Source organism: Rhodobacter sp. P1_C2, from assembly GCF_056406375.1.
Genome location: NZ_JBFUAG010000027.1, coordinates 1 through 22,335 on the forward strand (window position 1 = coordinate 1; position 22,335 = coordinate 22,335).

The window sequence follows — 22,335 nt, forward strand, 5'->3', positions numbered from 1 at the left end:
AAACGTCGACACCGATGAAATCCTGTGGCAAAGTCATGGAGGCCTGTCCTTGATCTGCGGGGTCGTCTGTTGGCGCAGCGCCCCAGGCAACTGTTCAGGTTTGAACGCGTAAAAGCAGACGAGCCCCAAGCTACCGAACGGGCTCACGCACCCAAGGATGGAACGGGGTCTCGTCTGCAACCTCCATTATCGCAGATCGCGAAGAGACAAGGATGGGCAATCTGCCCATCTTCCCGGCAAGTTCCGGCGCGGCATGTCCTGCAGGGCGCGGCCCGAAGATGGGCAGATTGCCCATCCTACCTACCGCAACCTGCGAATGAGGCTGGAGGTGTCGTTGCGGTTGCCGCCCATCCGTTGCACATCCTTGTAGAACTGGTCGACCAAAGCCGTCACCGGCAGGCTGGCGCCGATCTGGTTGGCGGTGGCAAGGCAGATGCCGAGGTCCTTTCGCATCCAGTCCACCGCAAAACCATAGTCGAACTTGTCCTCCAGCATGGTCTTGTGGCGGTTGACCATCTGCCAGCTGCCGGCGGCGCCCTGGCTGATCACCTCGACCACCGCCGCGCCATCGAGGCCCGCCTTCTCGCCAAAGGCGAGAGCCTCGGCCAGGCCCTGCACCAGGCCCGCGATGCAGATCTGGTTCATCATCTTGGCCAATTGCCCCGCTCCCGGCCCGCCGAGGCGCTTGCAGATCCGGGCATAGACCTGCATCACCGGCTCGGCCTTGAGGTAATCCTCCTCCGTCCCGCCGCACATGATCGACAGAACCCCGTTTTCGGCCCCGGCCTGACCGCCCGACAGGGGCGCATCGACAAAGCCCAGGCCGCGACCCGCCGCCTCGGCCCCCAGCTCGCGCGTCACTTCCGCCGAGACGGTGGTATGGTCGACGAAGATCGCCCCCGGGTCCATCCCGGCGAAGGCGCCATCCGGCCCCCGGCAGACCGAGCGCAGATCGTCGTCATTGCCGACACAGGCCATGACGAAATCCGCCCCCAAAGCCGCCTCGCGCGGGGTCGCCGCCGATTTGCCGCCATGCTTGGCCACCCAGGCCGCGGCCTTTTCCGGACTGCGGTTATAGACCGTCACCTCATGCCCCTTGGCCATCAGATGCCCGGCCATCGGAAAGCCCATCACGCCCAAGCCCAGAAACGCCACTTTCGCCATCTTCACGACCTCGCCAATTGTGCCCGTTATCAGGATGGACTAGAGGGTTATTCCGCCGACGACGTCAAGGATGCCCCTCAAGATGCTGACCGCCTTCCGCTGGACGCTGCGCGCGTTTCTGGGTCTTCTGGTTCTTGGGGCGCTCTGCCTTGCTGTGCTTTACTATTTCCTGTCGCGCTCACTGCCCGATTACAACGCGACCTGGGCGGTTTCCGGCATCTCGGCCCCGGTCGAGATCGTGCGCAACAATTCGGACGTGCCGCATATCTTCGGCCAGACCGACAATGACGCCTATTACGCGCTTGGCTTTGCCCATGCGCAGGACCGGCTCTGGCAGATGACGCTGCTGCGGCGCACGGCACAGGGCCGCCTGTCCGAGATCTTCGGCGAAAAGACCCTCAAGACCGACGAGCTGATGCGCAGGCTCGACCTCTATACCCTCGCCCTGTCCTCGGTGCCGGCCCAGGACGACTATACCAAGGGCGCGCTGCAGGCCTATGCCGACGGGGTCAATGCCTGGATCGAAGAGGTCAACAAAAAGGCGCTCGGCCGTGGCGCGCCGGAGTTCTTCCTCTTCTCCAGCCAGATCGACGCCTGGGCCCCGGCGGATTCGCTGGCGATCATCAAGCTGATGGCGCTGCAGCTCTCCTCCCACCTCGACAGCGAGGTGTTGCGCGCCGAGATGTCGGACACGATCTCTCCGGCGCGGCTGAAGGATATCCTGCCCGATGCGCCGGGCCCCGCCGTGGCCGCCCTGCCGCAGTATTCCGCGCTGATGCCGGGCGTCCTGCCGGCCGCACCGCGCCGGATGGCCGCGCTGGACCAACCGCTGTCGCCCTTCCCCTCGGCGGGGATGGCCGGGGCCTCGAATGCCTGGGCCGCCGCCCCCAGCCGCTCGGCCGCGGGTGGCTCGCTCCTGGCCAATGACCCGCATCTGAACTTCACCGCCCCCTCGATCTGGTACCTCGCGCGGCTGCACCTCGCCTCGGGCGATGTGATCGGCGCCACGATCCCCGGCATGCCGCTGGTGCTGCTCGGCCGGTCCGAGAAGCTCGGCTGGGGCCTGACCTCCAGCTATCTCGACGATCAGGATGTGGTGATGGAGAAGGTCAATCCCGCCAATCCCGAACAATACATGACGCCGGAGGGCCCGAAGGATTTCACCACCCGCCGCACCATCATCACGGTCAAGGGCCAGCCGCCGGTCACCATCACCCAGCGCTGGTCGCAATCCGGGCCGATCCTGCCCGGCACGCATTATGATCTGAACACCGTGACCCCGCCCGGCGCCGTGCCCGCGCTGGAATGGACGGCCCTCGACGGGGCCGACACCTCGATGAGCGCCGCCATGGGCCTGATGCGCGCCCATTCGGTGGACGAGGCAATCAGCGCCGCCGCCGGCTTCATCGCGCCCTCGCAGAACCTGATGCTGGTCGATGGCAAGAACATCGCGATGCAGATGATCGGGCGGATGCCGAAACGCGACATGGCGAACGAGACGCAGGGCCGGATGCCCGCCCCCGGCTGGCAAGGCAAGAACCGCTGGGAGGGATACTTCCCCTATTCCGACAACCCGGTGGTCAAGAACCCCTCCTCGGGCCTGCTGGGCAATACCAACAACAAGATCACCGACAAGCCCTATCCGCTCAACGTCTCTTTCGACTGGGGCGACACCCAGCGCATCCAGCGCTGGCTGACCCTGATGAAGACGCGCGAGGTCCATACCCGCGATAGCTTCATCGAGGCGCAGCTCGATACCGTCTCCCCCACCGTCCGCACGCTTCTGCCGCTGATCGGCAAGGACCTCTGGTTCACCGGCGAGGCCGCCCCCGCCGGCACCCCGGACCGGATGCGCCAGGACGCGCTTGCGCTGCTCGCCAAGTGGAACGGCGAAGAGAACGAACACCTGCCCGAGCCCCTGATCGCCGAGGCCTGGCTGCGCAGCCTGCAGGACCACCTGACCCGCGACGAGATCGGCCCGCTGGCCGATGTGATGACCCATGTGAACCCGGATTTCATCGAAAGGGTCTATCGCAACACCGATGGCGCATCGGTCTGGTGCGATGTGGTGCAGTCGGTGGCGGTGGAAAGCTGTTCCGACATTGCCCGCATCGCGCTGGACGACGCCCTGCTGCAATTGTCCGAGAAATACGGGCCGAAGATCGAAAGCTGGCGCTGGGGCGATGCGCATGAGGCAACCCATGACCACCCGGTGCTGGGCGCAGTGCCTTTCATCCACTACTTTGTGAACATCCGGCAAAGCACCTCGGGCGGCGATGACACGCTGATGCGCGGGCGGACCAAGGGCCTGGGAGAAAACCCCTATCAGAACGTCCAGGGCGGCGGCTATCGCGGCGTTTATGACTTCGCCGACCCGGAAAGCTCGGTCTTCATCATCGCCACCGGCGAAAGCGGCCATCCGCTGTCGCGCCACTATGACGACCTGTCGGAGCTTTGGCGGCGCGGGGAATATATCCCGATGACGCTCGACCCCGAACTGGCCCGGGCCGGCGCCGTCGGGATCACCCATCTGACCCCCGCGAATTGACCCCGGCACGCCCTGCCCGGGCCGGGGCCTCCGGCGGGAGTATTGCGTCAGAGGGCAAGACAATTTTAGTCAAATGCAATGGGTTCCCCGGCGCTTGGGGCCCCCATTGCTCCTTGCCAAATACTCCCCGCGGAGCGTTCGACGGGTCAGCCGGGCGCGGCCTTACAGGGTAAGGAACCGGGCCTCCTGCCGCGGGGTCCAGCGCAGCTGCATCTGCCAGCCGGTCTCGGTCTGGGTCTCGCGCACCACCACGCCTTCGGCATGGAGCCAGGCGTGCTGGCGGCCCTGGGCGAAGTCCAGCGTCACCTCGGCCTCGGTCTTGGCCTCGTCAAAGGCCGCGCCGATCGCGTCAAGCAGGGCCGGCATCCCCTCGCCGGTCAGGGCCGAGATGGCATAGACTTGGGTGCGATGGGCGAGGCTCGCATCAAGGGCCGCGCGGGATTCGGCGGGCACGAGGTCGAGCTTGTTCCAGACCTCGATCTGCGGCGTGTCGGGTTTGACGCCGAGGGCGGCGAGGATCTCGGCCACATCGGCGGCCTGTTCGGCGGTCTCGGGATGCGAGATGTCGCGGACATGGACGATCAGATCCGCCTCGAGCACCTCTTCCAGCGTGGCGCGGAAGGCCGCGACCAGTTGCGTCGGCAGGTCCGAAATGAAGCCCACGGTATCCGACAGGATGTACTTGCGCCCGGCGGTGCCATCCTTGCCCGGCAGGGTCACGCCGCGCATCGTGGGGTCGAGGGTGGCAAACAGCATGTCCTTGGCCAGAACCTCGGCTCCGGTCATCCGGTTGAACAGAGTGGATTTTCCGGCATTGGTGTAGCCCACCAGCGCCACGATCGGAAACGGCACCTTGCGGCGGGCGGCGCGGTGCAGCTCGCGGGTCTTGACCACCTGGTCGAGCTGCCGCTTCAGCTTGATCACCTCGTCGTCGATCGCCCGACGGTCGCTTTCGATCTGCGTCTCGCCCGGGCCGCCGACAAAGCCGAAACCGCCGCGCTGACGTTCGAGGTGGGTCCAGGCCCGCACGAGGCGCGAGCGCTGATAGGACAGGGCCGCGAGTTCGACCTGCAGCACCCCTTCCCGCGTCCGGGCGCGGTCGGCGAAAATCTCGAGGATCAGACCGGTGCGGTCAAGCAACTTGACCCCCCATTCCTTTTCGAGGTTGCGCTGCTGGACCGGGCCCACGGTGCCATCGACCAGAACAAGGTCGATCGCAGCCTCCTTGAAGCGGGTCTTCAGCTCTTCAACCTTGCCGGTGCCAAACAGCATCCCCGGCGCCACGCGCGACAGGCGCACGACTTCCGAACCCACGACCTCGATCCCCGGCAGGGCGGCGGCCAGCGAGACCGCCTCGGCCAGGCCATGTTCGGCCAGCCGGCGCTTGCGGGTGGATTTCACATCCGGGTGCAGGACATAGGCCCGCGTCGCCACCTCGGCGGTGTCGTGCAGGCCACGCGGGCTGCGGGCTTCGGGCGCGGCTTCGCCGTCTTCGGCAGAGCCACCGTCCTCAGGGTCGCGGATCACTCTTCGCCTTCGTAAAGGTTGATCGGACCGCCCGGCATGATGGTCGAGATCGCATGTTTATACACAAGCTGCGACTGGCCATCGCGGCGCAGCAGCACACAAAAATTGTCAAACCAGGTGATCACACCCTGCAGCTTGACGCCGTTGATCAGGAAAATCGTCACCGGAACCTTGGCCTTGCGCACATGATTCAGGAACGCGTCTTGCAAGTTCTGCTTATCGGCAGCCATTTCTTCAGCCCTTGTTCTTGTCGTTTGTTCTTGTCGTTTTCGAGGGTCTATTGTTGTCGCAAACTGTCCCATGCAGCACAAAGCCGCAACGGCGCGAGTATGGCCGCGCCTTTCGGCAGTTTCCAGAGGTTAATTCATTCCTCGTCCTCGCCCTCGCCCGCAGAGCCCTTGCCCGAGGAGACAACCCCCAAAGACTTGAGCTTACGGTGTAAGGCAGAGCGTTCCATGCCCACAAACCCGGCCGTCCGGCTAATATTGCCGCCAAAACGGTTGATCTGGGTCAGAAGATACTCGCGCTCGAAGACTTCGCGCGCCTCGCGCAGCGGCAAAGTCGCCATGGCACCCCCCATCACCATGCGCTGACCCGAATCGCCCACCGGGTCCGGCCCGGGCAATTCGCGCGGCTCCACCGGGCCGGTGCTGTCGCCGAGGATCAGCACGCGTTCGATCACGTTGCGCAGCTGGCGCACGTTGCCCGGCCAGGCCATGGTCTGCAGGACCGCCTCGGCCTCGGAGGTCAGGCTGCGGACCGGCAGGCCCTGGGTGCGGTGGAACATGTCGATGAAATGCTTGGTCAGCTCGGGGATATCCTCGCGCCGTTCGGCCAAAGAGGGCACCTGGATCGGCACCACGTTCAGCCGGTCGTAAAGCTCCTGCCGGAAGCGGCCCTGGGCGATCTCGTGGCGCAGATCCCGCGAGGTCGAGGAGATCACCCGCAAATCGACGCGCACCTTGTCCGAGCCGCCCTGCCGGGTGAACTGCTGTTCGGTCAGCACGCGCAGGATTTTCGACTGGGTGCCCAAAGGCATGTCGGCCACTTCGTCGAAATAGACCACGCCGCCATGCGCCTGTTCCAGAAGGCCTTTTTCCACCCCACGCTCGGGCGTTTCGCGGCCGAAAAGCACTTCCTCCATCCGCTCCGGCTCGATCGTCGCCGAAGAGACCGAGACGAAGGGCGCGCCGGCGCGGTTGGAATTGACATGGATGAAGCGGGCGGCAAGTTCCTTGCCCGAACCGGCAGGACCGGAGAGCATCACCCGCCCGTTCGACTTGGTGACCTTTTCCAGCTGCGATTTCAATCCCTTGAAGGCCGGACTTGATCCAAGCATCTCAGACGAGGTCACGTCGCGGCGGCGCAGGTCGGCATTCTCGCGCCGCAGCCGCGAGGTTTCCATCGCGCGGCTGACCACCACCATCAGCTGGTCGATGTTGAAGGGCTTCTCGATGAAGTCATAGGCGCCCTGCTTGATCGCCGCGACCGCGATCTCGATATTGCCATGGCCCGAGATGATGACGACCGGCACATCAGGATTGTCGCGCTTGACGGTTTTGAGAATGTCGATCCCGTCCATCCGGCTGTCCTTCAGCCAGATGTCGAGGATCATCAGGCTGGGCAGCTCGGCGTTGATCGCCTCCATGCAATCGTCCGAATTTCCTGCCAGACGAATGGCATAGCCCTCGTCCTTCAGAATGTCCCCGATCAGTTCGCGGATGTCCTTTTCGTCGTCGACGATCAGAATGTTTGTCATGCTCCCCCCTGGGCTTGGCTGCGGCCGGCGACGGATTTGGCGCGGGTGGCGCGGGGCAGACGGATTTCTGCCAGGGCTCCCGCATGGTCGTTGCCGGCGAAGACGGGCGCATCGGTCAGGATGAGCGTGCCGCCATGTTCCTCGATGATCTTCTTGACGATCGGCAGGCCCAATCCGGTGCCCTTTTCGCGCGTCGTCACATAGGGTTCGAACAGCCGCGAACGGTCGGGCGGCAGGCCCGTGCCGTTGTCGGCGATCTTGATGATGGAATGGGTGTCGAAGGCCTGCAAGCTGACGTGGATCTCGGGGCGGAAGGTCGGGTCGGTGGACCTTTCCTTCTTCTCCTCAAGAGCTTCGCCTGCGTTCTTGATGAGGTTTGTCAAGGCTTGCCCGATCATGGTGCTGTCAAGCTCGATCAGATCGGGGCGGTCGGGCAGTTGCGCTTCGAAATGCACGCCCGGCTGGCCGTTTTCCTGCAACATGACGGCGGCCTTGACCAAGGCCGTCAGGTCGGCCTCGCGACGGTCGGGTTCGGGCATGCGGGCGAACTTGGAGAACTCGTCAACAATGCGCCGCAAGTCATTGGTCTGGCGAATGATAATGTCGGTGTACTGTTCCAGGTCCGAGGCATCGGTGACCTGCGTGCGGTATTTGCGGCGGATGCGTTCGGCGGAAAGCTGGATCGGGGTCAGCGGGTTCTTGATCTCATGCGCGATGCGGCGCGCGACATCGCCCCAGGCCGCCATCCGTTGGGCCGAGACGAGCTCGGTCACATCGTCGAAGGCCACGACGAAGCCCTCCACGCTGCCATCCTCGCCCCGCCTTTCGCTGAGGCGGACCAGCAGGCTTTCCAGCTTGCCCCGACGCGAGATGCGGACCTCATCCTGCAGAGCTGATCCAGCATCGGCTTGCAACCGCTCGAAAAGATTACGGAATTCGGGAACAACCTGGGCCAGGGTCTTGTCCGGCCCCGGCTCTGCCGCAAGGTCGAGCATCCGCATCCCGGCCCGGTTGACGAAATCCATCCGGCCCTGCGCATCCAGCCCGATCACCCCGGCGGTCACGTTGGACAGGACCGAGTCGAAAAGCCGCCGCCGCCCCTCGGTCTGTTCGTGGCTTTGCATCAAGGCCTCGCGCTGGCCCTTCAGCTGGCGGGTCATCTGGTTGAAGAGGCGGCCGAGCATTGCGATCTCGTCGTCGCTCTCCTCTTCCTTCACCTGTACGTCCAGATCGCCCTCGCCCACCCGTTGCGCCGCCCCGGCGAGCCGTCCCACCGGACGCGCCAGCCTTTCGGCAAACCAGAGGCCGCCCCAGACGGCGGCAATGATCAGGATCACCGCAAAGCCGAGGTACAAGAGCCCGAAATTGAACAGAATCTTGCCCCGGTCGCTTTCCAGCTGGCGGTAGAGCGCGGCGGTCTGCTGGGTCTCGTCCAACAGCCCGAGGATCTTGCCATCGACCTTGCGCGAGACGTAAAGCAGGCGGTCCGGAAAAGCCGGCAGATTGACCAGGGCGCGCAGCTCCGAGTTCGGCCAATCCTGGATCAGAACGGTCTCTCCCGCCTCGGCGCGCATCAACTGGTCGTCGGTCGGGCGTTCATAATCAAAGAGATAGCTCTTCTCGCCCCTTGTCTTCAGCGTGCCGGTGGCGGTGATCAGATAGACTTCCTTCAGGCCGCGCTGCACCGCCGCCTGGCCCTGGGCCAGGACGGGCCGGATCTCGCCATCATCCACCAGCCCGCCGCGGACCTTGGCTTGAGTCAGGAAATGCGCCAGCGCCTGCACGTCCAGCGTCAGGGTCGAGGTCTGTTCCGCCTCATAGGCCTCTGCCGCCTCGAGCGAGGCGCCAACGACCGAGCGGACCCGGTCGGAGAACCAGCCCTCGAGGCCGATGTTCACCGTAAGAACGCCGAAGACCGCGACCAGAACCGTGGGGATCAGCGCGACGATGGCGAAAACCCCGGTCAGCCGCAGGTGCAGCCGCGATCCGGCCGAGTGGCGGCGGCGGTCCGAGACCATCTGCATCAACCGCCGCAGCACCAGCGTGGCAAGCGCCAGCACATAGACCAGATCGGCCAGCAGGATCAGCCGCAGCCAATCGGAGGAGGCGGACTGATTGAAGGGCCCAAGCGCCAGAAAGGTCAGAACCGCCAGCACCGGGCCCAGAAAGACCAGGCCCAGCGTGATCCCGGTCTGCAGCTGCCGTTGGCGCCGCAGGTGCGACAGCCGCGTCGCCCAGGAGGAAATGCCTGCCTTCCGTCTCAAAATCCCGCCCTTTTCTGGGCCGGACCTGCGTCCCACCCGCCACATCTGGTGTCTTTCGGGTAACGCTTCCCCCAAGACACTCTCGCTGTTGCTTTATTACATCAGCTTGCGGCGGCGTGTCACGCGGATATCGAGGTCGGTGATCTTCTTGCGCAAGGTATTGCGGTTGATCCCCAAAAGGTCGGCACATTTGGCCTGATTTCCCGCCGTGGCATCGAGCGCGATCTCGATCAAAGGCAGCTCGACCTCGCGCAAAATGCGGTCATAGACGCCTGCGGGCGGCAATTGGCCGTTGTGAAGGTCGAAATAGCGCTTCAAATGCCGCGCGACGGATTGCGAGAGCTTTTCGTTCTCGACGGCACCCGCCCGCGCCGGCTCGGCGGTTTGTGGCCCACCGAGGGCGGCTTCGAGTTCCGGCCCGTGGATATCGGGCTCCGACGAGGTGACGAGCAGGCGCTTCAGCACATTCTCCAGCTGGCGGACGTTGCCGGGCCAGGGGAAGGCGCGCAGGATGTTGCGGGCTTCGGGTGTAAGTCTGCGGGTGGTGCCGATTTCCCGCTCGCCCCGCGTCATGAAATGGTCGGCGAGGAGGTTGATATCCTCGACCCTTTCGCGCAGCGGCGGCACGTTGAAGGAGACGCCGCCCAGCCGGTAGAACAGGTCCTTGCGCAGGCGCCCCTCCTCGACCTTTTGCGCCAGATCGGCTTGGCTGGTCGCCAGAATCCGCGGCGCGTGGTCATCGGCCACGTCGAGCATGCGGACCAGGCGGGCCTGGCCGTCCTCGTCGAAATCGGCGACCTCGTCGATCAGCAGGGTGCCGCCGCGCGCTTTGGCGACGAGGCTGGCGATACCGTCCACCCCGCCCAGATCGGCGGCTTGGGCGACGACGAAGGGCTGCGAGCGGCGGTCGGAGAAGTCATGGATCGCCCTTGCGATCAGCGATTTGCCGGTGCCCGATTCGCCGGTGATCAGCACGGGCAGATCGGTGTTCATCACCTTGGCGACCAGCCGGTAGAGCGCCTGCATCGCGGCGGTGCGGCCCACCAGAGGCAGATCATCGCCCGGCTCGCGCGGCGGGTTGACCACGGCGGCGGCGATCCGGCGCTTGCTGTCCAAAGCACGGGCCGACCGCTTCATCAGGTCGGGCAGGTCGAAGGGTTTGGGCAGGTAGTCGAAAGCCTCGGCCTCGGCGGCCTGAATCGCCGTCATGATCGTGTTCTGCGCCGAAATCACGATGACCGGCAGGCCGGGGCGGATGCGGGAGATCCGCGGCAGCGCCTCGAGCCCGTTGCCGTCGGGCATGATCACGTCCGAGATCACGAGGTCGCCCTTGCCCTCTTCGACCCAGCGCATCAGCGTCATCAAGGACGAGGTCGCGTGAACCTTGCAGCCTGCGCGGGTCAAAGCCTGCGTCAGCACCGTGCGGATCGTGCGGTCGTCATCGGCGACCAGTACAGTGCCATCCATGCTATTTCTCCTTCAGTTTTTCTTTCGGCGCGACCGGCAGCGAAATGCGGAACACCGTTCGACCGGGCACCGATTCCACCGAGATCAGACCGCCGTGGTCCGTGATGATCTTCGACACCAGGGCGAGCCCGAGACCGGTGCCGTTTTCGCGGCCGGAGACGAAGGGCTCGAAGATGTCGCTGGCGATGTCGGGCGGGATGCCGGGGCCATCGTCGATGATTTCAATCTGCAGGGGCAGGCTCGCCCCGGTGCCGTCGCGCCGGCGCAGGCGCAGCGAGATGTCGTAGAAGCTGCGCAGGCGGATCGTGCCGCGGTGGTTGTTGGCAGCCTCGGTCGCGTTCTTGATCAGGTTCAGGAAGACCTGCATCAGCTGATCGGGGTCGGCCCAGGTGGCGGGCAGCGAGGGGTCGTAATCCTCGACGATCATCATGTGGCTGGCATAGCCCATCTGGGCCGAGCGGCGGGCGCGGTCCAGGGCGTCATGGATATTGACCGCCCGGCAATCCGGCGGGCGCAGATTGCCGAATTGTTCGACCTGCTCCAGCAGCTTCACGATCCGGCGGGTTTCTTCCACGATCAGATCGGTCATCTCGCGATCTTCGGGTGTAAGGTTCATCGACAGAAGCTGCGCCGCGCCCGAGATCCCGGCGAGCGGGTTCTTGATCTCATGCGCCAGCATCTCGGCCATGCCGATCGCCGATTTCGCGGCCGAGGTCGCGTTGCGGGCGCGGCCGATCCGGTCAGCCATCTCGCGCGGCGAGATCAGCATCAAAAGCTGGTCCTGGGTGTCCTGCAGCGGGGCGATCTGGATCAGGCAGTGCTGGACGACACGTTCGCCCGTGGTGATCTGCACATCGTTGATATTGACCAGCGCCTGATTGCTGCGCGACCGGGTCAGGGCCGAGGTCAGATCGACATCGACCAGAAGCTTGTCGCTGACCTCCTGCTGCAGGACCATCCGGGCCGAGGTGTTGAGGAAGGTCTCCGCCGGCGGGTTCACCGCCAGAATCCGGTTGGTCTTGCCGATCACCAACGCGGGCATCGGCAGCGAGGCCCAGATCGTCTCGAAGGGCGGGGGCGTGGTCATGCGGCCTTCCTCTCGCCCTCGGCGAAGATGCGGTCGATCAGGTGGAGGACCTGTCTGGGGTCGTCGTTGACCAGAAGTGTATCGCGGTGATGCGACAGGTTGGCGGCAGCCAGATACCAGCCGAGGTGCTTGCGGGCGCAACGCAGGCCCAGACTTACACCGTAGAACGACAGCATCGCCTCGTAATGCCCGGCGATCAGCGCGGCGAGGGCGGCGCCCTCGGGGACCTGGGGCGCGGGCGTGCCGTGCAGGGCATGGCCGATCCGGGCGAGCGTCCAGGGCGCGCCCTGTGCACCGCGCCCGATCATCACGCCATCGGCGCCCGATTGCGCCAGCGCCTCTTCTGCCGCCGCCGCATCGGTGATGTCGCCATTGGCGATGACCGGGATCTTGACCGCTTCCTTGACGGCGCGGATCGCCTTCCAGTTGGCCGAACCCTTGTAAAGCTGGCAGCGGGTGCGGCCATGGATGGTGATCATCGCGATGCCGGCCTCCTCGGCCCGCCGGGCCAGTTCGGGCGCGTTCAGCGAGGTATCGTCCCAGCCGAGCCTGGTTTTCAGCGTGACGGGCACCTTGACCGCGCCCACCACCGCCTCGATCAGGCGCAGCGCATGGTCGAGATCGCGCAAGAGGGCCGAGCCGCAGGCGCCGGTGGTCACGCGCTTGGTCGGGCAGCCCATGTTGATGTCGATGATCTGCGCGCCCTGCGCCTCGACGAAACGGGCGGCCTCGGCCATCCAATGCGCCTCGCGGCCGACCAGCTGGACGGCGGTATGCGCCTCGCCGAGGCCGAGTTCGGCAAGGTTGCCGGCGGCACCTTCGCCCCCCAGGGCCGCGCGGGCCCGCATTTCGGGGTGATCGCGCATCACCTCTTCGCAGGCGACCATTTCCGACACCACGAGCCCCGCGCCAAAGCCAGCCACCACCCGCCGCCAGGGCAGGTCGGTGATCCCTGCCATCGGGGCCAGGATCACGGGGGTCTTCAGGGCAAGTTGGACGGCGGTCACGGAGTCTCCTGTTCTGTCTTCAGACGTAGCTAGGCGGTGGGCGCGAAAATCGCAAAGGTTTGCGGGCAGTTTTGTGCCTCAAATTAGGGCAATGATTAATTTTTAGGCGTGGATGACGGGCAACCAACAGAAAGCGGGCTTTGCTGGGCGCGGCGCACCTCTGCCGGATGACGGGGCGGGGCAAGGAAAGGCGGGGGGAGAATTCCCATGGCCCCGCATATAAGCTAGGAGAACGCCAAAGGGCAGGTGACATGACGACAGCCGCAATCATCTTGGCCGCAGGACGCGGCACTCGGGCGAACCAGGCGGGCCAGGCGCCCAAGCAATGGCGGCTGCTGGCCGGGCGTCCGGTGGTGGCCCATGCGCTGGCGGCCTTCGCGGGGATGCGGCGGGTGCTGGTCATCCATCCCGAGGACCGCGCCCTGGCCGAGGCGGTGGCCGGCGATGCGCTGATCGTGGCGGGCGGGGCAAGCCGGTCGGCCTCGGTCCGGGCGGCGCTGGAGGCGCTGGCGGATCTGGGCGTCACGCGGGTGCTGATCCATGACGGGGCGCGGCCCCTCGTCTCGCCCGGACTGATCGGGCGGGTTCTGGCCGGGCTCGAGGCGGCGCCGGGGGCGGCCCCTGCCCTGTCGGTGACCGATGCGCTCTGGACCGGGGCCGAGGGTCTGGTGACCGGCACCCGCGACCGTGGCGGGCTTTACCGGGCGCAAACGCCGCAGGGCTTTGATTTCGCAAGCATCCTCGCCGCCCACCGCGCCCATCGTGGCGAGGCCGCCGATGATGTCGAGGTGGCGCGCGCCGCAGGGCTTGACGTCGTCATGGTCGAGGGCGAGGAAGCCAATCTGAAACTGACCTTTCCCGCCGATTTTCAGCGGGCCGAAACGATGATGGGGGCGCGAGGGGCGATGGGAATGGATGTGCGGATGGGCAACGGCTTTGACGTCCACGCCTTTTGCGAGGGCGACGGGGTCTGGCTCTGCGGGGTGAAGGTGCCGCATTCGAAGGCCCTGCTCGGCCATTCCGACGCCGATGTCGGCATGCATGCCCTGACCGATGCGATCTATGGCGCGCTGGCGGAGGGCGACATCGGCCAGCATTTCCCGCCCTCCGACCCGCAGTGGAAGGGGGCGGAAAGCCGGATCTTCCTGGCCCATGCCGCCGAACTGGCCCGATCGCGCGGATTTTCGATCACCAGCGCCGATGTGACGCTGATTTGCGAGCGTCCGAAGGTCGGCCCGCATGCCTTGGCGATGCGGCAGGCGCTGGCCGCGATCATGGGGCTTGCGGTCGAAAGGGTCTCGGTCAAGGCTACGACATCGGAGCGGCTCGGCTTCACCGGGCGCGAGGAGGGGATTGCGGCGATGGCGACGGCGGTTCTGGTGGCGGCATGACACGGGCCCTGGTGATCTTCTTCGGCGCAGGCCTGTTGCGCCCGGCGCCGGGGACCTGGGGCTCGCTCGTGGCGCTGGTCCTGGGGATGCTGATCCTGCATTTCGCGGGTTTTCCGGTTCTGGTGCTGGCGACGGCCCTGGTGACGGCGCTTGGCTTCTGGGCCTGCCGGGTCGAATTGCAGCCCGGTCAAGACCCGTCCGAGGTGGTGATCGACGAGGTTTCGGGCCAGTGGATCGCCCTGCTGTTCCCGGCGGCGGGTTTCACCTTCGCCCCTGCCGCGCAGGCGGCGCTGGCGGCCAATGGCGGCTGGCTGCCCTGGCCGGCCTGGGTCTTTCCCTTCCTGTTGTTCCGGCTCTTCGACATCTGGAAACCCGGCTGGATCGGCCGGGCGGACCGGTTGGAGGGCCCTGCCGGCGTGATGCTGGATGATGTCGTGGCCGGTCTCTTTGCCGGGATCGCCACGGTGGTCCTGGCCGCCGCCTATCACATCCCCCTGGTTCTGATGGGACATTCATGACCAAACCGGTGCTGACCCCGACCGAGATCCTGACAGCCGCCCGCTACTGGGGCCTGAAGGTCGCCACCGCCGAAAGCTGCACTGGCGGCATGGTCGCGGTGGCACTGACCGATATCGCCGGCTCCTCCGACGTCTTCGAGCGCGGCTTCGTCACCTATTCCAACGCCGCCAAGGTCGAGATGCTGGGGGTCAGCCGCGACACCCTCGCCGCCTTCGGGGCGGTCAGCGAGGAGGTCGCCGCCGAGATGGCCGAAGGCGCCCTTGCCCGCTCCGGCGCGGGGCTCGCCGTGTCGATCACCGGCATCGCCGGGCCCGGCGGGTCGGAGTTCAAGCCCGAGGGGCGGGTCTGCTTCGGCCTCGCCCGCAGGCTCTGGACCACGCGGGTCGGGACGGTGGAATTCGGCGCCCTCGGCCGCGCCAAGGTGCGGCTGGCGGCGCGGGACCATGCGCTGGCCCTGTTGGCGGGGGCCTTGGTCTGAGAGGCCCCGAAGATGGGCAGATTGCCCATCCTACCTGCCAGCCGGTGGTTGGTAGGATGGGCAATCTGCCCATCTGACCGAAGCCGCCCTCACCTTACACCGCAAAGCGCTGCGGCGCGGATTTCGAAGGCAGGCATCTCGCGGGTCGAGACGGTGGAATTCGGCGCCCTCGGCCGCGCCAAGGTGCGGCTGGCGGCGCGGGATCATGCCTTGGCCCTGCTGGCGGGGGCCCTGGTCTGAGAGGTCCCGAAGATGGGCAGATTGCCCATCCTACCTGCCGGCCGGTGGTTGGTAGGATGGGCAATTTGCCCATCTGACCGAAGCCGGCCTCAGGTTGCGCCGTAAAGCGCTGCGGCGCGGGTTTCGAAGGCGCGGACGACGCGGGTCATTGCCTCGTTGAACACGAGGCCGATCACCCCGGCCAGGATCGCGTTGCGGAATTCGAAATCCACGTCGAACACGACCTTGCAGCGCGGCTTGCCGCCTTCGTCCGGCGCTTCGGCGAAACTCCAGACCGATTTCAGGTGCCGGAACGGGCCGTCGAGGTATTCGGTCAGGATCTTGCCCTCGCCCGGCAGCAGGGTCACCCGGCTGCCGAACCGCTCGCGGAAAAGCTTGAAGGAGATCACGAGGTCGGCCTCCATCACCTCATCCCCCGCAGCCCCCCCGGCCAGCGGCTGGCGCGAGCGGATGCGGGCGGCGGCGGTCCAGGGCAGGAATTCGGGATAGCGCGCGACATCGGCCACCAGATCGTACATCTGGCCCGCCCGATAGGGCAGCAGCTTCTCCTCGTGATGGCGCGTCATCTCATGCCCTTCTCTTGGCCGCTTCCGGCCTTTGCCTCTTGCCAGACCTGCCGCCCTGCTTTTGAGTAGCCTTGCGCCAGAAATCAAGAGGGCCCCATGCCGGAACGACCTTATGTGATCGACCAGATGATCAGCGCCAAGGCCATCGCGGCCCGGGTCGAAGAACTGGCGACCGAGATCACCGAATATTTCAAGGGCACCGACAAGCTGGTCGTCGTGGGCCTGCTGCGCGGCTCTTTCGTCTTCATCGCCGACCTCGTGCGCGAGATTGCCCTGCCGGTCGAGGTCGATTTCCTCGAAGCCTCCTCTTACGGCAATGCCACCCATTCCTCGCGCGAGGTGCGGATCCTGAAGGACCTGCGCGGCGAGATTGCCGGCAAGGATGTGCTGGTGGTCGAGGATATCGTCGATACCGGCTATACGCTGACCCATGTCCGCAAGCTTCTGGAGGCGCGCGAGCCGCGACGGCTTGCGATCTGCGCCCTTCTCGACAAGCCTTCGCGGCGCGAGGTCGACATCAAGGCGACCTGGACCGGCTTCGAGATCCCCGATGAATTCGTCGTCGGCTACGGCATCGACTTTGCCCAGAGGAACCGCAACCTGCCCTATATCGGCAAGGTGCGGTTCAGCGAATGAGCCATGGCGCAACTGCTGCCTGACCTTCTGGCCCCGGGCCTGCGCATCCTGTTCTGTGGCACGGCGGCGGGCACCGTCTCGGCCCGGCGCGGGCATTATTACGCTGGGCCGGGCAACCGGTTCTGGGGGCTGCTGGCCGAGGCGGGGATCACGCCGCGCCTGCTTGACCCGCTGGAGGATCATCTGATGCCGGGCTTCGGGCTGGGCCTGACCGATCTGGCCAAGGAAGTGTCTGGCATGGACAAGGCGATCCCCGAAAGCGCCTATCTGCCGCAGAGGCTGGCCGAGGTCGTCGCGCTTTGGCGACCTGCCGCCCTGGCCTTCACCAGCCTCAAGGCGGCGCGGACGGCGCTTGGCCAGAAGGACCTGCGCCCGGGGCGGCTGGCCGAGGCGCCGCAGTGGCCGGGCATGGCGCTGTGGGCCCTGCCCTCGCCCTCGCGCGCCAATGGGCATTTCAGCGCCGGGCCCTGGCTGGAGCTCGGCCGCTGGCACCGCGCGGCGGACCCGGGATGAACCCGCTCTGGCTGATCCGGATGGCGCGGTGGGCGCGGCGGCCGCCGAGCCTGCGCCATGTGATCATCGTCTTGGTGACGCTGGGAATTTGCCTGGCGCTGGTCGGCTTCGAACATCTCTGGGGCTGGCCGGACTGGCTGAAGGTCAATGGCCCGCTGCGGATGCGCCCCTGATCCCCTTGGGCAAGCTTCACGATCGGGTCAGGCCCGGCGCGGAAGCTTGCCCGCCCTGCCGTCCTGTGCAACCTTTGGCCAAACCGGATCAGGAGCCTCCCATGCCCGCCTTGCTGCGCAGTCTTGCCGCCGTCGTCATCGCAGGGGGCGCCTTTGGCTGGTATCTGACCGCACCGGTGCTGCGACCGGCCGAGGCGCTGGCTTCGCTCTCCGGCGACAAGGTCCATGGCGAGACGATCTTCTGGGCCGCGGGCTGCGCCTCCTGCCATATGGCGCCGGAGGCCAAGGGTGCCGATCAGCTGGTGCTGGCCGGGGGCAAGACCTTTCCGACCGCCTTTGGCACCTTTCACGCCCCCAATATCTCGCCCGACCCGAAGGCGGGGATCGGCGGCTGGTCGCTCGCGGCCTTTGCCCATGCGGTGCAGGATGGCGTGACACCGCAGGGCGCGCATGAATATCCCGCGATGCCCTATGTCGCCTATGCCAAGATGACGCCGCAGGATCTGGTCGACCTCAAGGCCTTCATGGACACGCTGCCCGCCTCGCCCGCCGCCAATGCCCCGCATGAGGTGGGCTTTCCCTTCAACATCCGCCGGGCCTTGGGCGGCTGGAAGCTGCTTTTCGGCGGTTCGGGCTATGTGCTGCGCGGCGATCTGACGCCCGAGGTCGAACGCGGCCGCTATATCGCCGAGGCGTTGGCCCATTGCGGCGAATGCCACACGCCGCGCAATGGCCTCGGCGGTCTCGACAAATCGCGCTGGCTGGCGGGCGCAGTCACGCCCGATGGCAAGGGCAAGGTTCCCAACATCACCCCCGGCGCGCTGACCTGGACGGGGGATGAGATCTATACCTACCTCACCACCGGCTTCACCCCGGACTATGATGCCGTGGGGGGCGAGATGGCGCATGTGGTCGAGAACATGGGCCATCTGCCCGAAAGCGACGTGCGGGCGATCGTGGCCTATCTGCAGGCCGTACCGGCGGTGAAATGACCGGCAGGCAAGGCGGCCGGGACGTGAAATATGACGGAGGCGAGCGCAAGCGATGATCCTGATTGGCCAATATGACAGCCCCTTCGTGCGCCGCGTCGGCATCGCGCTCCGGCTTTACGGGCTGGCTTTCGAGCACCGCCCCCTCTCGGCCTTCGGGGATGCGGCCGAGGTCGGGCGGCTCAACCCGCTGATGCGGGTGCCGGCGCTGATCCTGACCGATGGCATGGTGCTGACCGACAGCCATCTGATCCTCGACCACCTCGACTCGCTGGTCGAATCCCCGCTCGCCCCGCGCAAGGAGCCCGAGCGCCGCCAGGTTCTGCGCATCACGGCCCTGGGCACCGGCGTGGCGGAAAAGGCGGTCAGCCTGTTCTACGACCGCGTGCTGCATGACGCGCCCTCACCCGCCTGGCAAAAGCGCTGCACGGCGCAGATCCATTCGGCCCTGGCGGCCCTGCAGGCCGAGCGTTTCCTGCATCATGGGCAATGGTGGTTCGGCCCGGTCCCGACCCATGCCGATATCGCCGTGGCCTGCGCCTGGCGCTTCATCGCCGAGGCGCTGCCCGACCTGGACCGCAGCCCCTATCCCGCCCTCGCCAGCCATGCCGAGGCCTGCGAAGCGCTGCCGGTGTTCCGCGAGATCTCGCAGGCCTTCGTGCCGCCGGCCTGAGGCGGGCCGTGGCCTGCTGCATCAAGGCCGGGGGGGTTCACACCCCCCGGACCCCCCGTGGGATATTTATGGACCAATGAAGGGGGGGTGCGGGGGGGAAGGTGTGGGGGGGGCGGGTCAGGCTCGGCCGAGTTTTTCCAGCCGGTTGCTGCGCAGGCGGGCGAAATCGTCGCCGGCGTGGTAGGAGGACCGGGTCAAGGGCGTGGCCGAGACCATCGAGAAGCCCTTGCCCCAGGCGGCGGTCTCGTAGGATTTGAACTCCTCCGGCGCCACGAAGCGGTCGACGCGGTGGTGTTTCGGGGTCGGTTGCAGATATTGACCGATGGTCAGGAAATCGACATCGGCGGCGCGCATGTCGTCCATCACCTGCAACACGGCCTGACGATCCTCGCCCAGGCCCACCATGATGCCGGATTTGGTGAAGAGGGTCGGGTCAAGCTCCTTGACCTTCTGCAAGAGGCGCAGCGAGTGGAAATAGCGCGCGCCGGGCCGCACCTCGGGGTAGAGGCCGGGGACGGTCTCCAGGTTGTGGTTGAAGACATCGGGGCGCGCCTCGACCACCTTTTCCAAGGCCGAGGGCGGGCATTTCAGGAAATCGGGGGTCAGAACCTCGATCGTGGTGCCGGGCGCGCGGTGGCGGATCGCGCGGATCGTCATGGCGAAATGCTCGGCCCCGCCATCCTCGAGATCGTCACGGTCGACCGAGGTGACGACCACATGTTTCAGCCCGAGTTCCGAGACGGCATGGGCGACGCGCCCCGGCTCGAACGCGTCGAGCGCCTTGGGCTTGCCGGTCGCGATGTTGCAGAAGGAACAGCCGCGGGTGCAGATCTCGCCCATGATCATCATGGTGGCGTGGCCCTGGCTCCAGCATTCGCCGACATTCGGGCAGCCGGCCTCTTCGCAGACCGTGACCAGCTTCTTCTCGCGCAGGATGTCGCGGGTCTGCTTGTAGCCTTCCGAGGTCGGAGCCTTGACGCGGATCCATGCCGGCTTTTTCGGCTGCGGATTGTCGGCCTTGTGGGCCTTCTCGGGGTGGCGCTCTTCGGGCAGCTTCAGGTCGCGTGAGGTCATCGCTTTCTCCTGCCGCGGCTGGGCGGCCATGCCCCAGACATAACCTTTGACGCAGGGGATGAAAAGTTGTTCTCATCCCCGCGTCACCATGAACTTTGCATGGCGGAATTGCAGGGGGGACATTTTGACATGGCCGAAGATTGGGCAAAGGTCGAAACCGAGATCGTCAAACTGCTCGCGAAATCCAAGCCCTATTCCTTCGACGGGGCCAACAAGCTGTTTCACGCGATCCAGAGCCGGGACAAGCAGATCGAGACGCATGAGAAGGCCTTTGAAAAGGCAGTTCTTGCGGCGCATGAGGCGGGGGTCGTGGGCAAGGCCGTGGCGGACTTCGCCAAGAACAAGGGCTTTGTCGATGCCAAGAAGCTTCTGGAGGCGGACCGCAAGGCGCTGGTGGCGGAGTTGAAGGCGCTGGATGTCTATTGCGACGAATGCGACAGCCTCGGCAAGATCGGCGACAAGATGAACGAAGCGGTGCTGAAATCGCTGAAGGCGGCCAAGGTCAGCTCGCCCGCGCAGCGCAAGGTCGACAAGTTGCGCGGCGAGCTTGCGGCCAAGGTCAAGGACCTGTTCGCCGCCGCGGCGCTTGGCTTCAAGCCCGAGAAATTCCTGACCACCTTCAACGCGCAATTCGACAAGCTGATCGACCATTTCCTCGCCGAGGCGCTGAAGAAGGCCAAGCCCTCGAAGGAGGAGGGCGAGATGCCGCGCCCCCTGTCCGATGCCAACAACAACAAGCGCATCAAGGACATGACCGATATGGAAAAGCGGATCGACAAGCTGTGCAAGGAGGCCCTGGCCGCCGCTGCCGACAAGTCGCCGCAAAAGGCGATGAAGGCGCTGGAGGCCGCGCAGTTCCAGCTTGGCGCGATGCAGAAGATCTACGGCGAGTTTGCCAAGCTGGTGTCGAAGTTCAAGAAGGAGATTGCCGCCTCGAAGGATCACGACGACGTCAAGAAGGCGGGGGTCGAGATCAAGAAGCTCGCCGATGACGCCAAGGAGACCTGTACCGCGACCCGCAAGAAGATCGAGGACAAGTTCGCCGACGAGGAAAGCGCCGAGGATTACCTCGGGCTGAACAAGCTGTTCAAGAACTGAAGGATTTGCGCGGCCCCGCCTGTGCGGTTCAGGAAGTGGGACTGATGCTTGGCGCAGGCTTTTCCCCGTGACGGCGCCTGCCGCCCGGCCCAGGCTTTCGATGTGCCGGGCCCGGGGGATGTAACCGGCAAGGGACGGAGTTCAAGACGCGGATAACGCAGACAGAGGGCGGGGGAAACGATGGCGAAGAAGATGATGGCGGAGGCGCTGGGGACTTTGATCCTGGTCCTCTTTGGGTGCGGGGCTGCCGTCCTGATGGGCGCACATATCGGCATGCTGGGGATCGCGCTGGCCTTCGGGCTGGCGATCGTGGCGGCGGCTTATGGCTTGGGGGCAATCTCGGGCGCGCATCTCAACCCGGCGGTGAGCCTGGGCATGGCGCTGGCCGGGCGGATGAGCTTCGCCGACTTTCTGGCCTATGCGGTGGCGCAGATCATCGGGGCGGTGCTGGGCGCGGGGATCCTCTATCTGATCGCCACCGGAAGGGCGGATTATGTGATTGCGGTCAATGGTCTGGGGCAGAACGGCTATGGGCCGGGCTATCTGGGCGAATATGCCCTGTCCTCGGCCCTGATCTTCGAGACGGTGATGACCTTCCTCTTTGTCACCGTCATCCTGGGGGTAACCGAAAAGACCGCGCCCGGGGCCATGGCGGGTCTTGCGATCGGCTTGACCCTGGCCGCGATCCACCTGGTGGGGATCGATGTGACCGGCGTGTCGGTCAACCCGGCGCGCTCGATCGGCCCGGCGCTGTTTGTCGGCGGCACCGCGCTGGCACAGCTTTGGGTCTTCATCCTGGCCCCCCTCGCCGGCGGCGGCGTGGCGGGGCTGGTCTACAAGGCCGGGATCACCCGCGCCTGAGCGTTCCCGAAGATGGGCAGATTGCCCATCCTACCTGTGAGGCGGGCGCAGGGGCCGGTTGGTAGCAACTGTCTTTCAGGCTTTGGTTTGGGCGTAGTCTTTGCCTGTTTTGACCATTGCGTTGAGAATTGTCAGGAGTTTTCTTGCGCAGGCGATGATTGCGACCTTTGTCGGTTTTCCGGCAGCGGCGAGTCTTGCTCTGAAGGCCTTGATGTTCGGATCGTGGCGCGAGGCGATGAAGCCGGCCAGGTAGAGGCTGCGTCTGATGGCGGGTCGCCCGCCCCAGATGTGGCGCCTTCCG

General features: G+C 65.8%; 21 protein-coding genes and 2 pseudogenes. 12 read left to right on the plus strand and 11 right to left on the minus strand.

Translation table 11 applies throughout. The features are described 5' to 3' along the window. Window positions 1-300 precede the first annotated feature (300 nt). Window positions 301-1,164, minus strand: coding sequence for an NAD(P)-dependent oxidoreductase (locus AC1DZT_RS24890; protein WP_478009346.1), 864 nt, complete (start codon window positions 1,162-1,164; stop codon window positions 301-303). 82 nt (window positions 1,165-1,246) lie between these two features. Here AC1DZT_RS24890 and AC1DZT_RS24895 point away from each other — a divergent pair, with 82 nt between their 5' ends. Beyond that, complete coding sequence (locus AC1DZT_RS24895; protein ID WP_478009347.1) at window positions 1,247-3,712, plus strand: penicillin acylase family protein; 2,466 nt, start codon at window positions 1,247-1,249, stop codon at window positions 3,710-3,712. 162 nt (window positions 3,713-3,874) lie between these two features. Here AC1DZT_RS24895 and hflX read toward each other — a convergent pair whose 3' ends face one another. The 7 genes from hflX to dusB all read right to left on the minus strand — a co-directional run bounded on the left by hflX (window position 3,875) and on the right by dusB (window position 12,775). Then, entirely contained in the window at window positions 3,875-5,164 is a 1,290-nt protein-coding gene (hflX, locus tag AC1DZT_RS24900) for a GTPase HflX (protein ID WP_478009364.1), read from the minus strand. 71 nt (window positions 5,165-5,235) lie between these two features. Then, a complete protein-coding gene (gene hfq, locus AC1DZT_RS24905) occupies window positions 5,236-5,469 on the minus strand; it encodes an RNA chaperone Hfq (protein ID WP_478002439.1) in 234 nt (77 codons plus the stop codon). Between the two features lie 134 nt (window positions 5,470-5,603). Next, window positions 5,604-6,998: a nitrogen assimilation response regulator NtrX gene (gene ntrX / locus AC1DZT_RS24910; RefSeq protein ID WP_478009348.1), complete on the minus strand. Its 1,395-nt coding sequence runs from the start codon at window positions 6,996-6,998 to the stop codon at window positions 5,604-5,606. Beyond that, window positions 6,995-9,262: a sensor histidine kinase NtrY-like gene (locus tag AC1DZT_RS24915; protein WP_478009349.1), complete on the minus strand. Its 2,268-nt coding sequence runs from the start codon at window positions 9,260-9,262 to the stop codon at window positions 6,995-6,997. Before AC1DZT_RS24915 ends, ntrX begins: the two co-directional genes overlap by 4 nt. Window positions 9,263-9,358: 96 nt before the next feature. Beyond that, a complete protein-coding gene (locus AC1DZT_RS24920; protein ID WP_478009350.1) occupies window positions 9,359-10,729 on the minus strand; it encodes a response regulator in 1,371 nt (456 codons plus the stop codon). 1 nt (window position 10,730) lies between these two features. Next, window positions 10,731-11,816 carry a two-component system sensor histidine kinase NtrB gene (locus AC1DZT_RS24925; RefSeq protein ID WP_478009351.1) on the minus strand — a complete coding sequence of 362 codons (1,086 nt, stop codon included), beginning with the start codon at window positions 11,814-11,816 and terminating at the stop codon, window positions 10,731-10,733. Continuing rightward, the gene (gene dusB, locus AC1DZT_RS24930; protein WP_478009365.1) at window positions 11,813-12,775 is read right to left on the minus strand and encodes a tRNA dihydrouridine synthase DusB; all 963 of its coding nucleotides are present in this window, start codon (window positions 12,773-12,775) and stop codon (window positions 11,813-11,815) included. Before dusB ends, AC1DZT_RS24925 begins: the two co-directional genes overlap by 4 nt. Window positions 12,776-13,074: 299 nt before the next feature. On the opposite strand from dusB, the gene AC1DZT_RS24935 reads away from it, so the two are divergent. The 4 genes and pseudogenes from AC1DZT_RS24935 to AC1DZT_RS24950 all read left to right on the plus strand — a co-directional run. Next, window positions 13,075-14,214 (plus strand): bifunctional 2-C-methyl-D-erythritol 4-phosphate cytidylyltransferase/2-C-methyl-D-erythritol 2,4-cyclodiphosphate synthase, encoded by a 1,140-nt coding sequence (locus tag AC1DZT_RS24935; protein ID WP_478009352.1) that lies wholly within the window; start codon window positions 13,075-13,077, stop codon window positions 14,212-14,214. After that, a complete protein-coding gene (locus AC1DZT_RS24940; protein ID WP_478009353.1) occupies window positions 14,211-14,732 on the plus strand; it encodes a phosphatidylglycerophosphatase A family protein in 522 nt (173 codons plus the stop codon). The genes AC1DZT_RS24935 and AC1DZT_RS24940 overlap by 4 nt, the downstream gene beginning before the upstream one ends. Next, window positions 14,729-15,211 (plus strand): CinA family protein, encoded by a 483-nt coding sequence (locus AC1DZT_RS24945; protein WP_478009354.1) that lies wholly within the window; start codon window positions 14,729-14,731, stop codon window positions 15,209-15,211. Before AC1DZT_RS24940 ends, AC1DZT_RS24945 begins: the two co-directional genes overlap by 4 nt. A gap of 144 nt (window positions 15,212-15,355) precedes the next feature. Continuing rightward, window positions 15,356-15,451, plus strand: a pseudogene (locus AC1DZT_RS24950) (damage-inducible protein CinA); the annotation flags it as partial. An 89-nt stretch (window positions 15,452-15,540) separates the two neighbouring features. Here the strand turns inward: AC1DZT_RS24950 and AC1DZT_RS24955 are convergent. Further along, window positions 15,541-16,017: a type II toxin-antitoxin system RatA family toxin gene (locus AC1DZT_RS24955; RefSeq protein WP_478009355.1), complete on the minus strand. Its 477-nt coding sequence runs from the start codon at window positions 16,015-16,017 to the stop codon at window positions 15,541-15,543. A 96-nt stretch (window positions 16,018-16,113) separates the two neighbouring features. Here AC1DZT_RS24955 and hpt point away from each other — a divergent pair, with 96 nt between their 5' ends. From hpt to AC1DZT_RS24980, 5 genes are all read left to right on the plus strand, one after another. Beyond that, a complete protein-coding gene (gene hpt / locus AC1DZT_RS24960) occupies window positions 16,114-16,653 on the plus strand; it encodes a hypoxanthine phosphoribosyltransferase (RefSeq protein WP_478009356.1) in 540 nt (179 codons plus the stop codon). 3 nt (window positions 16,654-16,656) lie between these two features. Beyond that, a complete protein-coding gene (locus AC1DZT_RS24965; protein WP_478009357.1) occupies window positions 16,657-17,166 on the plus strand; it encodes a mismatch-specific DNA-glycosylase in 510 nt (169 codons plus the stop codon). Beyond that, window positions 17,163-17,339 carry a hypothetical protein gene (locus tag AC1DZT_RS24970; protein WP_478009358.1) on the plus strand — a complete coding sequence of 59 codons (177 nt, stop codon included), beginning with the start codon at window positions 17,163-17,165 and terminating at the stop codon, window positions 17,337-17,339. The genes AC1DZT_RS24965 and AC1DZT_RS24970 overlap by 4 nt, the downstream gene beginning before the upstream one ends. A 101-nt stretch (window positions 17,340-17,440) precedes the next feature. Beyond that, on the plus strand, window positions 17,441-18,331 hold the full coding sequence (locus AC1DZT_RS24975) for a c-type cytochrome (protein WP_478009359.1): 891 nt from the start codon (window positions 17,441-17,443) through the stop codon (window positions 18,329-18,331). Between the two features lie 52 nt (window positions 18,332-18,383). Next, the gene (locus tag AC1DZT_RS24980; protein ID WP_478009360.1) at window positions 18,384-19,001 is read left to right on the plus strand and encodes a glutathione S-transferase family protein; all 618 of its coding nucleotides are present in this window, start codon (window positions 18,384-18,386) and stop codon (window positions 18,999-19,001) included. A gap of 117 nt (window positions 19,002-19,118) precedes the next feature. On the opposite strand, the gene lipA is transcribed toward AC1DZT_RS24980, so the two are convergent. Next, window positions 19,119-20,075 (minus strand): lipoyl synthase, encoded by a 957-nt coding sequence (gene lipA, locus AC1DZT_RS24985; RefSeq protein WP_478009361.1) that lies wholly within the window; start codon window positions 20,073-20,075, stop codon window positions 19,119-19,121. A gap of 129 nt (window positions 20,076-20,204) precedes the next feature. On the opposite strand from lipA, the gene AC1DZT_RS24990 reads away from it, so the two are divergent. Then, window positions 20,205-21,173 carry a hypothetical protein gene (locus AC1DZT_RS24990; RefSeq protein WP_478009362.1) on the plus strand — a complete coding sequence of 323 codons (969 nt, stop codon included), beginning with the start codon at window positions 20,205-20,207 and terminating at the stop codon, window positions 21,171-21,173. A 180-nt stretch (window positions 21,174-21,353) separates the two neighbouring features. Next, entirely contained in the window at window positions 21,354-22,034 is a 681-nt protein-coding gene (locus AC1DZT_RS24995; protein ID WP_478009363.1) for an aquaporin, read from the plus strand. 75 nt (window positions 22,035-22,109) lie between these two features. Here AC1DZT_RS24995 and AC1DZT_RS25000 read toward each other — a convergent pair. Then, a pseudogene (locus AC1DZT_RS25000) lies at window positions 22,110-22,335 on the minus strand (IS110-like element ISHne4 family transposase); the annotation flags it as partial.